The following is a 15,023-nucleotide window of genomic DNA, read 5'->3' as shown; positions in this document are numbered from 1 at the left end:
GCTTCGCGGCGAGGGGCACAGAATTGGAATAGTGAAGATTCCCCCATCGAGCCCTCTTACCTCTCCCTGGGCTCTTCTACGTCCCCCTCAGAACGAATGACCTCAGTATAGGAAGGCGCCCAAAAGCGTTCTGCCCAGTTTTGGGCACAAGCGAATGCCACTTTTGGCTGGACGGCCACCCTTCAACGAGGGCGCACGGCAGCAGGCAGGTGAATTTGCTAGACTGTTCGGCAACCTCATTGACGGCCTGCGCACCGGGCGCAGCAGACGCGGAACCGAAGGAGCTCCCATGCAGATCACCCCTGCTGAAATTGCCGAAACGCTGGCCATGGTGTCCAAGCAGAACCTGGACATCCGCACCATCACCCTGGGCATCAATTTGCGCGGCTGCGTCGACGCCGACGTGGACGCGCTGGCCACCAAGGTCTACGACCGCATGACCTCGGCCGCCGAGAAGCTGGTGCCCACGGCCGAGCAGCTGGAGCGCGAGTTCGGCATTCCCATTGTGAACAAGCGCATCTCGGTCACCCCCATTGCGGAAATCTGCGCCGCCGTCACCACCGACGACCTCTCCCCCATCGCCCGCGCCATGGACCGCGCCGGTGCCGAGGTGGGCGTCGACTTCGTAGGCGGTTTCTCGGCCCTGGTGCACAAGGGAGCCACCCGCGCCGACCACAAGCTCATGGACTCCATCCCCGAGGCGCTGGCCACCACCGAGCGCGTGTGCGCTTCGGTGAACGTGGGTTCCACCCGTGCCGGCATCAACATGGACGCCGCCTTCAAGATGGCCGGCATCATCAAGCGCGCCGCCGAGCTGACCGCCGACCGCCAGTGCATCGGCGCCGGCAAGCTGGTGGTCTTCTGCAACGCCGTGGAGGACAACCCCTTCATGGCCGGTGCCTTCCACGGTTCCGGCGAGGCCGACGAAGTGGTGAACGTGGGCGTATCGGGCCCCGGCGTGGTGCGCGCCGTCCTGGCCGACCTGCCGAAGGAGGCCGACATCACCACCGTGGCCGAGGCCATCAAGGCCACCGCCTTCAAGATCACCCGCGCCGGCGAGCTCATGGCCCGCGAGGCGAGCCGCCGCCTGGGTGTGCAGAAGGGCATTCTGGATTTGTCCCTGGCCCCCACCCCGGCCGAGGGCGACTCCGTGGCCGAAATCCTGGAGGCCATCGGCGTGGGCCAATGCGGCGGCCCCGGCACCACCGCGGCCCTGGCCATGCTGAACGACGCCGTGAAGAAAGGCGGCGTTATGGCAAGCTCCAGCGTGGGAGGCCTGTCCGGCGCCTTCATTCCCGTCTCCGAGGACGCCGGTATGATTCGCGCGGCCGAGGACGGCGCGCTTTCCATCGAGAAGCTGGAGGCCATGACCTGCGTGTGCTCCGTCGGCCTCGACATGATCGCCGTGCCGGGCGACACCACCCAGGAAGCCATCTTCGGCATCATCGCCGACGAGTGCGCCATCGGCATGATCAACTGCAAGACCACCGCCGTGCGCCTCATCCCCGCCATCGGCAAGCAAGTAGGCGACCAGCTCGACTTCGGCGGCCTGCTGGGCTACGCCCCGGTCATGCCCGTGAACCCCTACGCCGGAACTGTGTTCGCCCACCGCGGCGGCCGCATGCCCGCCCCTTTAAACTCGCTGAAGAACTAAGCGTCTTACAAGCTTTCGCCAAAAGAGCCGCGACCACCGAAGGCCGCGGCTCTTTTTCTATCATGGAGCTCGGCAATCTGCAGCAAGGAGGACCCATGATCAAGACATTCAAGATGAAGCTCTACCCCGGCATGGAGGAAGAGTACGAGCGGCGCCACAACGAGCTGTGGCCCGAGATGATCGATATGATCCACGAGCACGGTGGCCGCAACTACACCATCGCGCTGGATCCAGACACCCTCACGCTGTTCGGCTACATCGAGATCGACGACCCCGAGAAGTGGGCCGCGGGCGCCGACACCGCCATCAACCGAAAGTGGTGGGATTTCATGGCTGACATCATGGAAACCAACGAGGACAACTCCCCCGTCAGCGTCGACCTGCCCGTGCTGTTCCATTTGGACTAGCGTCAGCGGTCTTTCGCTATAATCGGAAGCGAACACCAAGCGAGGAAAGCGAGCGCGACCATGCATGTGCATACCCCCATTACCGTCCGATACGGCGAGACCGATATGATGGGGGTGGTGTATCACGCGAACTACCTGCTGTACTTCGAGGACGCGCGCATCGACTACCTGAACGCCGCCGATTTCTCTTACAACGAGCGCATCGAGCAGGTGGGCTACATGAGCCCCATCTACCACATCGACATTACCTACAAAGCGCCGCTGCGCTACGGCGAAGCGGGCTTCGTGCGCACCTCAGTGGCGAAGAACCTGCCCATGCGCACGGTCTACCGCCAACAGGTGTTCCGCGCGGAAGATGCCGCGGGCACTGACGAAGCCGGCGAGCCGCTGCTGCGCGAAGGGGCCACCCCGCTGGTGGATGCTCTGGTCACCGTCTGTGTGGTAGAGCGCGAAACCTTCAAGCCCGTCAGCCTCAAGCGCACCTTCCCCGATTTGTTCGAGAAATACGAGAAGCTCGTGGAAGAGGCCTAGACGACTCTGGCAAACATCATCCGCCAGCCCATATCAGACCTTTTCGCCGCCATTGCAGCGCTAGGCGACTCCTGGCAAAACACCCTGTACCAGCCCCGTACGTACTGCAAATGTGCGATTTTTCATTTTCCGCTCGTCAAAAATCGAAAAAGCGGTGCAAACGTTCGATTTTGCACCAAAGAAAAGGCCCTTTCGCGAATATGAGCGTCGCGCTAATATTCGCCACCTGGGAAAACAGCGTTACCACGTCGATCGGGAGCCACTTTGCGAGGTTTCGCGGGTGCAAAATCGACTGATTGCAGCACATTTCGAGTTGAGAGCGTGACGTTTTTACAAAACCGCATTTTTGCAGCAGCCGCCCCCAGCCCACAGGAGCCAACCAATATACCCTCACCAAGACACCCATAAACTCAAAGAGGGGTCCGGGGAGGCCGGGGGCCGGGGAAGCAGGGGTCCGGGGAGGCCGGGGGCGGAGGGGCGGAGCCGGGGGGCTCGGGGGTTCGGAAGTCCGGGGCCGGAGGGGCGGAGCCGGGGGCTCGGGGGCCGGAGGGGCGGGGCCGGGGGTCCAGGGCCGGGGCAGGGGCACCAAGACCCCTTCGGGCGAACTCCTCTACCTGCAGCGCGACACCCTCTTGCGGGCGATCAGCGCCACCAGGGTGGCAGCGATCGCAGCGACGCACCAAACCGCGGCGCAAACAGGATCCCCCGTTTGCGAGAGCTTCGTGTCTGAAGCCTTAGAAGCACTCTTTTCGTTATCGGAAGACCGAGCATTCGCCTGCTCACGCCCATCTCCATCATCCTCCGCGCTTTCAGATCCTTCCCCGCCATCGGGACTCTCTACGTCTTCCCCATCCTCGGGATTCCCCGAGCCTTCGCTAGCGCCAGCACCTGCCTCCTCGACAACGAACTTCATCGGTTCGCTGGCGGCCAACTGGTAGTTTGCCGCATCCGCTCCTTCCAGGCCCTGGGCTTGCACCCAGTAGGTGCCAGCCGGCAGCATCCCCTGCGCATCAAGTACGACCGGCTGACCCGGCGCCCCATGATCGTCGCAAAAGAACGCAAGCGCCGGCATGCACTCATCGTCCTCGAGAACCCCTTCTCCGCCCTCATAGACCAGCGTACCGGTCAGCTCGGCAGCAAGGTTCGAGGAGGGCTCCAAGCGCCCGGTGGCTTCCCATCGGCACGTCACGACGCGCGGCTCCACCTTCACCAACACTTCGCCCTCAAGTGTCGTCGGGCTCATAGCGCCATCCGGTTGCACATTCACATAGCACAGACGCTTCATGCCGGAGTCAGCCACCGAAAGGCGCTCGCCCTCCGCCGCCAGCTGCAAGAAGCCGTCGCCAAGGACCTTTCCGCCCGTCAAGCGGCCCTGGGCCAGCGACTGGCCATAGGTGAGCGTCACGCTTTCGGGCAGCGCAAAGGGCGCGGCGGCTGCTAGCGTGGCGCCGCTGAAGTTGTGACGGTAGACGTTCCAGCACATCTGCGCGTCGACGAAATCCATCATCACGACACCCAGGAACCGCTGATCGCCGCCGGCAAGAATCTCGTTGGTATAAAGTCGCTGCTTCATGTTGCGCGCAGCGGTGAAGGGGTTGTTCTTGGTGCAGCTGGTGTAGTTCAGCACCCAGGCATGCTCTCTGGCCGCCTCAGCCCCCGATTGCCGCGAAGGAGCGGAGGCCAAGGCACCCTCCACGTAGGCTATTTTGCTATCGGCCGTAGTGCCGTAGTTGTCCTGAACCCAGGCTTGAATCTGGCTGGCATCGCGGATTTTCACCGTGTCCTTCGTGCTGGCATACGCGTCGTTGTAATCGCCCCACATATGCAGATTCAGCCCGTAGCTGTGCTCGTTCAGGCCCTCTGGAGCAAGCGCCTTCGCATCAATGCGGTGAGCGAACACCATCTTGCCGCGTACATGGCCAAGGGACGGAACAACGGTGTCGGCGCCCAAGTACACCCGCTCCGGATAATCGACCGTAGCGGCCTCGTACAACGACGCCAGCATATTCTTCTCGTCGCCCGCGCTCCCCGATTTCGAGAACATGAGCACTACCGTCTCGCTGGGATGCTGCTGAAGAAAGCGATCGACGTCGGCCAGCACATGGGAAAGTCTCAGCTCCGCCCCCGAGCGCTGCAGACAGATAGTTCCTCCGTGGTTGACGTAGGGATCCTTGTCGGCCAAGCCGTCCATGCCTAGGCGCACGTCGAGGAAGCGCACACCGGCTGCCAATTGCTCATCGATATAGTACTGTTGGCAAGCCGTGAACGAGCTTTGGGGCTCAATGTCGCCGAAGGTGCGACAGGTGCCGCTGTCATGGGTTCCGGGCAAAGAGATGTCCGTGATGAGCGTGCTGTCTGGCAGCGCGGCCATCCAATCAGCCGCCCGTCCATAGGTGGAGTACGCCGCTACATCGCGGCCAGTCTCGTTCACGATAATTTCCAGATCCCAGGCCATGGGCGTCGAGCTTTGCACGAGCTTGTTGTCGTTGGCGTCTTTGGAGGGATTCTCCAGCGAAAGGTATTTTCCGCTGTTGTGATTGATCACGTAATAGGTGCCGTCGGCATTGCGCTCGAACGCCCATTGCCGGCTGAAGTTCTTGTCGCCCTTGTCTTTCCAGACGTGCACCACCGCGCCGTCTTTTTTCGACTGGCCGTCCACATCCCATAGGTTGTAGTTGGTCACATCGGTCTCGATGAAGTCGATCATCGACTGAATATAATAGTAGCCCGCCCCCTCGCCCGAGGCGCACGTAAGATAGAGCTTGGACGAGGTACCCAAGTTGTAGAGGATGCAGGCATTGCCAATAGCCAAACCGTCGTGATTCACATTGGCAGTGCACAGAAACCCGTGGGGGCGCAGCTTCACATAGCAGCGATCAAGCTCTCCGTCAGTCAGGCGACCGATCTTGACCGAGGGCGACTGAAGGAAACCGGCCGTTTGCGACTGGGGCACGGCAGCAACATCAGGGGCGGAAGGAGAAGCAGCGTCGGCGCCCTCGGCCAGCGCCGTCCTTGGCCAAACCAGCAGCGCCGCGGTCGACAGAGCCAGCAACGCCGCCAAAATCGTCACAAGCATCATTCGCAGCCACCGTACGCTGCCACGCTGTTTCTGCCGATAGCTTGTCGTCGCACCCATGGGAATCTCCTCCCCCGCGCCACTTCTTCTCTGAAAGGTCATTGTACACGAGAAGGCGCACAACCTTGCCCGCAGGCCGTTGCAGTGAAGACCGCCGCCGAGAAGGGAACTCGCGGCCCTTGCGCTCGCCGATGCCATTCGCCAGGAGGTGGCGGAGCGCCCCGGCATCACCGTGGTTTAAGAGAGTCGCTTCCCTACTCCTCGTCCACCAGGTGGATGAGCTCTTCGCGCTTGCCAATGCCCAGCTTGCGATAGATGTTGCGCACATGGGTGCGCACGGTACTCACGGAAAGCACCAGATCCTTGGCAATGTACGTGGGAGAGAAACCGCGCGCCAGGTACACGAGGATTTCCGCCTCGCGCGGGGACAAGCCGAACCGTTCGGCCAGGGCGGCACAGCGCGCCTCGAGAGGCACCCGCACGGGCAAATCGGCCAGGACGCTGTCAGCCACCAGAGCTCCCTCGGTCGCCTCGGCAGTCGCGGCAGCCCGCGCCTCTTGCAGTTCGCCCAGTTCGTCCCATGCCGTGCGCCCCAAAAACACCAGCAGCACGGCAATAAACGCACCGGTAAGGACGGTGAGCCACGGTGAGAAATCAGCCGCAACCTGGAGCACCTGGGAAAGGATGCACCCCATCAGCGCCGCCAGTGCTACCACGCTGACGCCGAAGCCCACAGCAGCCTGCGCCGGCAGCTCGCGGGCATGCACCACCGCCAGGAACAAAGCGCAGCCCAGCATAGCAAGCGCCAGATAGAAAAGATACAGCGCCACCACGGACACCTCGCGCGGGAACGTGTCGGCGGGGAAGGCGCCCAGCACCACGAACACCGCCCCCAGCAGCGGAACGAGCACGCGGTAGCACCAGGGCAGCAGTGGCTTGCGCCCCCACAGGAAACAGACGCCGAACACAATGACGGCCGCCAGCACGCCACCGAGGAACGTGGCCTGCACCACGCCGAACGCACTGTGCGCCATCACCGTTGTCATGAACGCGAAAACCGCCAGTCCTAGCAAGGGCAGCCACGTAACCGAAAGGAGGTCCCGCAGGGCACCCCGAGGAGCGGCCTCCGGGAAACCGTCGCCCGTCCCTTGCACCCGAGCACCAACCCAGAGCGGCACCACGCCCGCCAGCACGAGCACGCCGTACACCGGCACCAACAGATGCACGGGCAGCAGCGAGAGCACCCACCCCAGAAACGAAACCACCACACCGACAAAGCCGCAAAGTAAAAGCGCCCGATCCATCGGCACAGCCACCATGCGAGCCCAAGCAGTCACCAGTATCGGCAAGGCAGCGCCGGCGACAAACCCTGCGAACGTGGCAAGCAAGGGCACGGGCTGCTCTTGGAACAGCAGCGCCAGAAACAGCGCGATGGCGCCCACGTAAGCCGCCACGGCCACGCGCGACGAAATTCCGCCCTCACGAACCTGCGGTGACGTCTGCAGCCCACGGACAGTCATAAGAACGGCAACAAGAAGCGCCCCGAGCAGCAGGGCGAAGAGAAAGGCGTCGCTGAGGGCCCACGCCTGAGGAGCCCCGGAGAAGTAGGAAAGCGTCGGAGTATAGGCCGGCAACGTCAAGACGAACGCCGCCAGGGCGCCATGAATCGGGCGCAGAACAAACGGCATCGACGACGGATCGCCCGCTGCCCAGCTGGGTATTGCCCTACCCGCCATAGTTCCGCCCCCTCTCGTGCCTCAGCGACGTCGCTCGCAACGCCCCTTGGATCTTCTTTCTGATTCTAGCACGGGCAAAACGGCTCGCCGATGCCGAGAAAAACCCGTGGTCAAGATGATATTTTCGACCCTACCTAAAAAGAGTGATGCCTTTACCGAAGATAGGCGATTTCCCCCCAGGCCACCGCATCCTATAGTAAGCGCGTTCCTCAGGGGGCGGTCTCCCACCGGGATGATCTTTTTGGGGCCATTGAGGTCAGGCCGGCCCCGCCCCCGCTTAGGACTTCACCGAACGTCGTCCGCTCGGCTCAACGGCGTTCCGGGCGATGGCTCTCCTTTCTGGCCATCGCCCTCCTTCTTTACCAACTCCGTTGCCTCCTGCGATTTTGAGGGGGTCGCAGTTCATGGCATATTCGAATACGGGCGCCGCGCTCCGAGAGAAGCGCGGCGCCCGTTTCGCGTTTACGACAACGTATGTAAGCCAGTTCGAGCAATCGCCTCCCCGCGGCGGACCGCCTAAGCTCCAGCGTCCTCGAAACGGCCTGCAAGCTCCCTTAGAACGGGCTGGCGTACAGGCGCATTCCGTTCGGCAGGCGCGCAAACCCCGTCTGCTGAAGCAAGGCGGCCAGAGGCGTGGCCAGCACGTCGACGCCGTTGCAGGTTTCCACGACAATCTTCTTGCGCGACGCCTCGGCGCCCGCGCGCTTGAGAGTGGCCAGCACCTGATCTTTAAGGGCCGCTACCGCATCTGCCAGCATCCCCTCGTCCTCGGTGAAGGTCACCAGCCCCTTGAGACGCGGCGCTGCCCAAAGCACGGGCGCTCCCGCAGCGAGTACCACCAGAGAGCCCTCACGGCGGCTCGGCCGTACGGTAAGCGCAAGTGAATCGGGGGCAGCCTCTGCCTCCGAGTTCTCACCGCCGAGTTCGATCACCGGCGGCCACGGAAGCCCTGCGCCGTAAAGGCAAGCCGGATCGTCGGCCGCCACCACAACCAGAGAGCCTACTTCGTGCCCAGCTCCGCCGTCTCCCCCCTCGGCCATGCGTCTCAGCACTTCCACCGTCTCCCGCGCGGCAAACTGCGCCGGCCCCAGACCTTCCACGAAGTGGCCGCGGGTCAACTCGCCGGCATCCTCCATGGCGCGCAGCACGGGATAGAGCGTCGACAAGCCGCCCGGAACACCACCCTGCAACGCAATATCACGCGTGATGACGCCGTAGCGATCAAGAAGCGACTCAACGAGCGCTACGGCCTGCACCGTGCTCGACGCCTCCGCGGGCGCCAAGAGCATCCAGCGGCCCGCCAGAGCGCCATCGAAGGCGGCAGCGGCCCCCTGGCGCGCCACAACGGTTGCTCGAGCTTGGCGGCGCATTTCCGAGCGCAGCGAACGCCCGCGGCGACTGGTCGCGCGTCGCGAGGGCGGCGGCGTTTGGCCGCCGGAACGCGCCACGGGCGGCTGAGCCGTCCCGCCAGCCCGCGGGAAGGCGAAGCTGTCGCTGGCAACGATGCCCTCCCGCACCAACGCTCCAAGAGCGTCGGCCACGTCGCGCTCGAGAAGCGCAGAGCCGCCCAGACGTCGCTGCGCCGCCTCCACGAGCGCTCGGAAAGAAAGCGGACCCTGTGTGGCCATTACCTGGCGAACCGCCGTCCGCAGCGACACCGAATCGTCAGTGGCATCGGGAGTCCCCGGCTCTGCCATGCCCTCTTCAGCCACGCCCAGTGCCGCATCCCACGGCAACGGCGCCAAGGGCGAATCCGTGGGAAAGAAAGCCACTTCGAACGAGGCATGCTCCTGACCATCCGCGCCGCGCGCCGCCCACAGCACCTCCTCGGACGACAGAAGCTCGTCTAAGTAAGCAGGCCGATAATCAATCACGCGAGCGGGGAACACGACGGCCTCCCAGAATGCCGGCGGCAGGTACACGCCCTCGAACTGGGCGATCACCGCCGCCACGCCCTCGACGCCCCGCAGAGCGCCCTCCTCCACGCTGGCAACCTCTTGCCGACGCAGCAAAAAGCGCTCGAAGACCGCGGGTGCCACAGGCTTGACAGCCTCCTGCGCCTTAGCCAGCGAACGGGCCCGCAAGCGACGAAGCACCCCGGCATCGACCCAGCGGTCGGACCCCAGCCGAAGAAGCTGTCCCTCGGCCGTCAAGCGCTCGAGTGCTTCCTGCACAAGTGCTGTGCCAAGCCCGAAACCTTCGGTCGCCTCGCCGGTTGCGAAGGGAGCGCGCGTGCGTGCGAATCGTGCTAGCAGGCCGTCAAGAGGAAAGCGCCGCTTCATCAGCCCCTCGGCCCAGGAAGGAATCTTGACACCCAAGGCAGCACTCAAGCGCGGCCCATCATCGGCCGATACCCATCGGGTGCACCCGGCAACCTCCGCGGGAAAGGCCCGGCGCTCAACTTCGAGAGCCCGGAGAAGGCTCTCCACCTCCGCAAGAGTCACGGAAACACCGCCGCCATCATCGGCCGACGCCAAATCCGCCGCAGCGCTCGACGCCGCCGTGCGGGAGCCATCGACAGGCTGAAGCCGCGCGGCCACCTCTTCCACCGAAAGCGGTCCCAGCTCGCGCAGCAGGTCGGCCACCCCCTCAACGCCCTTCACCCGCCAGCCAAGGGCCATGCGCTGAAGTTCAGCTTGAACCTGGGCCACCACCGAAGGGTCGAGCACCTCCTCCACCGACCCCGATCCCAGCAGTTCGGCAAGCAGCGTCGGATCTACCGCCAGCAGGGACGCCTGGCGCTCTGCGTGGGGCAAATCGCCCTCGTAGAGATGCTCGCCCAAATAACCGAAGACCAAGGGCGCGGCGAACGGCGACGGCACCGCCGTTTGGGCCTCCACCGTTTTAATGGCGCCGGCGGCCAGTCCTGTCATCACCTCGCGCAGGGCTGGCAGATCAAACACATCCTGCAGGCACTCGCGCAGCGCCTCTAAAATGATGGGGAAATCCTCCTCCTGGCGCGCGGCCTCCAAAAGCTGGCCGCCTTTCAAACGCTGCTGCCACAACGGGGCCCGCTTGCCGGGCGCCGTCGGCGACATAAGCAGCGCGCGAGCCGCGCACTCGCGAAAACGGGCCGCGAACAGGGCGGTGTACCCCACCCGATCCCGCACCACAGCTTCCAGCTCATCGGGGTCGAACAAGAACAGCTCGGCACCGGGCAGGGACTCCTCCCCCATGGGCACACGCAGCACGATGCCGTCATCGGCCGCTACGGCCTGCGGGTCATAGCCTAACGTGCTGTTGATACGGTGGGCCACGGCCAAGGCCCACGGCTCGTGCACGCGACGCCCGAACGGGGAATGGAGGATGACCCGCCAATCCCCCGTCTCGTCGGCGCACTGCTCGATAACTATCATGCGATCGGTGGGCACCGCCCCCGTGCACGAACGCTGGGCGCCCACCAGAGCCGCCAGGTTGTTTCGCGCGCTGGCATCGAGACCGTCGGCCTGCAACCGCTCGCTCAAAGTCGGGGTCAGCGACTCCTCGGCCTCTTCGCCGCGAGAAGGCACCCCGGCATCGAGAGCCCGCACAAAGGCGCCGCGGGCCCGACCCGTCTCGTAAGGGCGCCCCACGGCCTCACCGTGCCAGAACGGCAACCGCGCCGCCCGGCCCGGCGCCGCTTCCACTATGACGCGATCAGCGCCGATTTCCTTGATGCGCCAGGTGCTAGTACCCAGGGCGATGATGTCGCCCACCCGGGACTCCATCACCATCTCCTCGTCCAGCTCCCCCACGCGCCGACGCCCCTGACGGGCGTCGCCTTCGGGCAGCACCACCGAGAACATGCCCCTATCGGGAATAGTGCCTGCTGCCGTGACGGCCAAGCGCTGGGAACCAGGACGCGGCTTCAAAAGCCCCGTCTCGCGATCCCACAAAAGGCGCGGTGCGAACTCGGCAATCTCGCCGGAGCCATAGCGGCCCGCCAGCATAGCGAGGACACCCTCGAAGGAGCGCCGCGGCAAGTCGGCGTAGCAGGCCGAGCGACGCACGATGGCCAGCCACTCATCGGCCGCAAGACCGTCGGAAACCATAGAGACCGCGGCCACCGTTTGCTGAGCCAGCACGTCAAGCGCGTTTTCCACCAGGCGCGTGGCCTCAATGGCACCGGCCTCCATGCCCTCGGCCATAACAGCGGCATCGATGACCTCCACGCGGGTGCGCGGGTACATAATGCCCACCGAGCGACCGCCCACTTGGTGGTTCGCACGACCGACCCGTTGCAGGCCGCTGGCCACTGAATAGGGTGCCGCCACTTGAATGACCAGGTCGATGGCGCCCATATCGATGCCCAGCTCCAAACTGGAGGTGGCCACCACGCAGGGAAGTTCGCCGCTTTTCAGCTCGCGCTCCACCTGCAAGCGCTTCTCTTTGGACACCGATCCGTGGTGCGCTTTCGCAATCAGCACCGAAGGCTCCGTGACCAGCTTGGTGGTGGACCCGATATCGGAGCGGAAGGCCATCCCTGGCGCAGCAGCCATCGGATCAGTCCCCGTGCGCACGCCGCGCACTTCCGCCGACCGTCCACCATGCACTGCCGCCATGGCGCTGTCATCGCTTTCAACTCCTGCGTCTCCGCTCCCCGCAGTCGCCCAATACCCGGCACTCTCGGCATGGGGCGCATCGAGCCCCAAGCGCTTAGCGTACAGCTCGTTTAAACGAGCCGTCAGCTTCTCACACAGCCCACGGGAGTTCACGAACACGATGGTGGAGCGATGGGCCAGCACTTCGTCGAGAATGGCCGCCTCGATGTGCGGCCAGATAGAAGATGACCCCAGGCGGCTGTCGGGATGGGGCGCGGGGCCCTTCCCCTCTTCTGCCGCCATGACCGCGCGCAGGGCCCGGTCGGACTTCCAGGCGTTCTCAACGGCAGCGCGCCGCGGACCCGCGCCGCGCACCCGCGTCCCGTCGCCCGCCCCCGCAAAACCCTCGAAAGCTGGCACCGCCGTCATGTCCCGCACGGGCACGCGCACCGAAAGATCAAGGGAGGGAGGAGCCTCCTCGGCCACCACCGTCACGGGATGGCTGCCGCCCAAAAACTGCGCCACTACTTCGCGAGGGCGCACCGTCGCCGAAAGGCCCACGCGCTGGGCGGGCTGCTCCAGCAGATCATCAAGGCGCTCCAGCGAAAGCGAAAGATGCGCCCCGCGCTTGTCGCCCGCCAAGGCGTGGACCTCGTCCACAATGACCGTCTCCACCGAGCGAAGCACTTCCCGCGCCTGGGAAGTCAGCATGAGGTAGAGCGATTCCGGCGTGGTGATGAGGATGTCCGGTGGATTGCGCACTATCTTCCGACGCTCGTCGGGCGTGGTGTCCCCCGTGCGCATAGCGGTGCGCACCTCGGGCGCCTTGCCGCCCATCACGGCCGCCTCTTCAGCTGCCAGCGCAGACAAAGCCGAAAGCGGTCCCTGCAGGTTGCGGTCGACGTCGGCCCCCAGAGCCTTCAGGGGCGACACGTAGAGCACCCGCGCGCCAGGAGCCCACTTCTCGCCCGCCGTCATGGCTGCCGCCTTCTCGGCCATGAGCCGATCGATGGCCCACAGAAACGCTGCCAGGGTCTTGCCCGAACCCGTAGGCGCGATAACGAGCGCGTTATCACCCGCCGCAATGGTCTTCCACGCCCGCTCCTGCACTGCCGTAGGTGCGCCGAACGCCTCGGCGAACCATCGCTGCGCCCAGGCGGAGAAGCCATCCATGGAGCTGTTGCCCACAACACTCACAGTAGACCCCGCTCCTCGAAGAGCGCAAGCGTCGACTTCAGCGCCAATTTCCGCGCCGTCAGCTGCTGATAGGTGGCCGTCTTCACCTTCCCCTGGGCACGCAAAGCCTCAAGCTGCTGAAGCACCAGCGCGTTCTCCGCAACCAAATCAGCCAGCACCCCCTCGAACTGCGCCAAGCGCTCTTGGTCGTTCATGCCCGCCCTTTCCTGCCCCGAAGCCCTAGGACAACGGGAACCTTTCAATTCTGGAACGGCCCAAGGTCGTTCGACTTTTCTTGCATCCAGCGTACCACAATCAAGAAATGCGCTTCCAAGGACGCGCATCTGTCAGTCTACTGAATCGAGGCATGTTATGAAGGTATTTGTAGGTGGCGCCTCTGGGCGCGTGGGGCAGGTTCTGGTATCCCTTTTGGCCGACGAAGGGCACGAGGTGGTGGCTGCCAGCCGTCATCCCCTGACTCCTTACAGCGACCACGTCCACCCAGTAACCTTTGATTTCCACAGCGATGTCGACACCATGACCGGAGCGGTAAAGGACTGCGAGACCGTGTACTTTGTGGCCGGCTCCCGCGGCGCCGATCTGCTGCAAACCGACGCCTTCGGCGCTGTCAAGCTCATCGAGGCCTGCAAGCGCGCCGGCGTGCGACGCTTCGTTATGCTCAGCTCCATGTTCGCCACCGAGCCCGAGCGCTGGGAGACCGAGAAGGGCCTTGCCGACCTCACCGACTACAACATCGCGAAATTCTTCGCCGATAAATGGCTGGAGAACAGCGGACTCGATTACACCATCGTGCAGGCCGGCTTCCTCACCGAGGACGCACCGACTGGACACATCCAGGTGAACCCGGCCCACGAGGGCAGCATCCCTCTGGCCGACGTGGCCGCGGTGCTGGCCGAGGTGCGCGGACTGCACAACACCTACGGCAAGCTCATCATGGTAGTAAGCGGCGACGAGCCCATCGATAAGGCCCTGAAGACGCTGTAGCGAAAAGCGGTAGAATAGGGAACTCCTGGGGACGGCGCGCTCAAGATAACGGAGCCGCCCCCCACTTCAATCACTACCAGGCAGACCAACGGGAGGGAGCCCCATGCGCAGCAACGAGGTGGCGAAAACGGCCGGCGTGACCGTGCGCACCTTGCGCCATTACCATCAGCTGGGACTCCTGCCCGAACCGCCGCGCTCCGCCAACGGCTATCGCGAATACACCGCCGCCGACTTGGCCCGGGTCCTGCGCATCAAGCGCCTGGCCTCGCTGGGCTTCCCCCTCGCCCGCATCGGAGCGCTGCTCGAAGAGATGGACGAGCAGGCCACAACCGACGGCGACGACAAAGCAGCCGGCCTTTCGCCGCTCTCGGCCCTCGACGAGCTCGATAGCGAGTTGGCCCTGCAAATCGAGGCCCTTCAAGAGCAGCGGCATACCATTGCCGCCCTCAAGGCCGAGCAGCTCTCACCCGACATGCCCGTGCGCTTTGGCCGCGCCATCCGCGGCATTGTCGGTAACAGCACCGACGCCACAAGCCATGCCGCCCTGGTGGTGGCAAGCCATCTCTACGGCGATCGCGAGATGGCCGAACTGGAGCGAGTAGCGGCCCACATGCAGGACACCTCCTTCGCCGCGGCCATGGAGTCCCTCGACCAGCGCTGCTCACAGCTCGCCCCCGATGCTCCCGAAGCCGAGCGCGCGGCCATTGTTAGCGAGTCCCTCGACTTGCTGGCGCCCCTCATCGAGCAGTTCGACGCTGCCAACTGGACGCGCGAAGCCACCAAGGAAGAGCAACTCCTCGAAGAACTGGCCAACGAGTCGCTCAACGAGGCCCAGCGCGATGTGAACGAGCGCATTGAGCGCGCCATCGGCGAGATTCTGGAAGCGCGAGCCACCAAAGAACTCCCGCACACCTAGCT

Annotated in this window: 9 protein-coding genes; 5 read left to right on the top strand and 4 right to left on the bottom strand. The window is 64.4% G+C overall.

The window, feature by feature from the left end; genetic code table 11:
- Positions 1-289 precede the first annotated feature (289 nt).
- The 3 genes from PZH32_RS06755 to PZH32_RS06745 all read left to right on the top strand — a co-directional run bounded on the left by PZH32_RS06755 (position 290) and on the right by PZH32_RS06745 (position 2,592).
- Entirely contained in the window at positions 290-1,654 is a 1,365-nt protein-coding gene (locus tag PZH32_RS06755) for a PFL family protein (protein WP_275207106.1), read from the top strand.
- Between the two features lie 95 nt (positions 1,655-1,749).
- Positions 1,750-2,061: an L-rhamnose mutarotase gene (gene rhaM, locus PZH32_RS06750; RefSeq protein WP_275207104.1), complete on the top strand. Its 312-nt coding sequence runs from the start codon at positions 1,750-1,752 to the stop codon at positions 2,059-2,061.
- 60 nt (positions 2,062-2,121) lie between these two features.
- Positions 2,122-2,592 (top strand): acyl-CoA thioesterase, encoded by a 471-nt coding sequence (locus tag PZH32_RS06745; protein WP_275207102.1) that lies wholly within the window; start codon positions 2,122-2,124, stop codon positions 2,590-2,592.
- Positions 2,593-3,202: 610 nt separating this feature from the next.
- Here the strand turns inward: PZH32_RS06745 and PZH32_RS06740 are convergent.
- The 4 genes from PZH32_RS06740 to PZH32_RS06725 all read right to left on the bottom strand — a co-directional run bounded on the left by PZH32_RS06740 (position 3,203) and on the right by PZH32_RS06725 (position 13,315).
- Positions 3,203-5,671 (bottom strand): phosphatidylinositol-specific phospholipase C domain-containing protein, encoded by a 2,469-nt coding sequence (locus PZH32_RS06740; RefSeq protein ID WP_275207101.1) that lies wholly within the window; start codon positions 5,669-5,671, stop codon positions 3,203-3,205.
- A gap of 251 nt (positions 5,672-5,922) precedes the next feature.
- A complete protein-coding gene (locus tag PZH32_RS06735) occupies positions 5,923-7,404 on the bottom strand; it encodes a helix-turn-helix transcriptional regulator (protein WP_275207099.1) in 1,482 nt (493 codons plus the stop codon).
- Between the two features lie 554 nt (positions 7,405-7,958).
- On the bottom strand, positions 7,959-13,121 hold the full coding sequence (locus PZH32_RS06730) for a DEAD/DEAH box helicase (protein WP_275207097.1): 5,163 nt from the start codon (positions 13,119-13,121) through the stop codon (positions 7,959-7,961).
- Positions 13,118-13,315 carry a hypothetical protein gene (locus PZH32_RS06725; protein WP_275207096.1) on the bottom strand — a complete coding sequence of 66 codons (198 nt, stop codon included), beginning with the start codon at positions 13,313-13,315 and terminating at the stop codon, positions 13,118-13,120. The genes PZH32_RS06730 and PZH32_RS06725 overlap by 4 nt, the downstream gene beginning before the upstream one ends.
- 157 nt (positions 13,316-13,472) lie before the next feature.
- Here PZH32_RS06725 and PZH32_RS06720 point away from each other — a divergent pair, with 157 nt between their 5' ends.
- Together PZH32_RS06720 and PZH32_RS06715 are read left to right on the top strand one after the other, a co-directional pair.
- A complete protein-coding gene (locus tag PZH32_RS06720) occupies positions 13,473-14,105 on the top strand; it encodes an NAD(P)-binding oxidoreductase (RefSeq protein ID WP_275207095.1) in 633 nt (210 codons plus the stop codon).
- Between the two features lie 103 nt (positions 14,106-14,208).
- On the top strand, positions 14,209-15,021 hold the full coding sequence (locus tag PZH32_RS06715; RefSeq protein ID WP_275207094.1) for a MerR family transcriptional regulator: 813 nt from the start codon (positions 14,209-14,211) through the stop codon (positions 15,019-15,021).
- The last annotated feature ends 2 nt before the right edge of the window (positions 15,022-15,023 follow it).

The organism is Adlercreutzia equolifaciens (assembly GCF_029076695.1).
Classification (GTDB): Bacteria; Actinomycetota; Coriobacteriia; order Coriobacteriales; family Eggerthellaceae; genus Adlercreutzia; species Adlercreutzia equolifaciens_A.
The sequence above is the reverse complement of the archived record's forward strand: the minus strand, read 5'-3'. Positions and strand labels throughout refer to the sequence as shown.

Excerpts from the sequence above, each read along its gene's own strand:
- PZH32_RS06740 (WP_275207101.1), bottom strand. The coding sequence starts at position 5,671 with ATGATGCTTGTGACGATTTTGGCGGCGTTGCTGGCTCTGTCGACCGCG.
- PZH32_RS06720 (WP_275207095.1), top strand. The coding sequence starts at position 13,473 with ATGAAGGTATTTGTAGGTGGCGCCTCTGGGCGCGTGGGGCAGGTTCTG.
- PZH32_RS06725 (WP_275207096.1), bottom strand. The coding sequence starts at position 13,315 with ATGAACGACCAAGAGCGCTTGGCGCAGTTCGAGGGGGTGCTGGCTGAT.
- PZH32_RS06755 (WP_275207106.1), top strand. The coding sequence starts at position 290 with ATGCAGATCACCCCTGCTGAAATTGCCGAAACGCTGGCCATGGTGTCC.
- rhaM (WP_275207104.1), top strand. The coding sequence starts at position 1,750 with ATGATCAAGACATTCAAGATGAAGCTCTACCCCGGCATGGAGGAAGAG.
- PZH32_RS06745 (WP_275207102.1), top strand. The coding sequence starts at position 2,122 with ATGCATGTGCATACCCCCATTACCGTCCGATACGGCGAGACCGATATG.
- PZH32_RS06715 (WP_275207094.1), top strand. The coding sequence starts at position 14,209 with ATGCGCAGCAACGAGGTGGCGAAAACGGCCGGCGTGACCGTGCGCACC.
- PZH32_RS06735 (WP_275207099.1), bottom strand. The coding sequence starts at position 7,404 with ATGGCGGGTAGGGCAATACCCAGCTGGGCAGCGGGCGATCCGTCGTCG.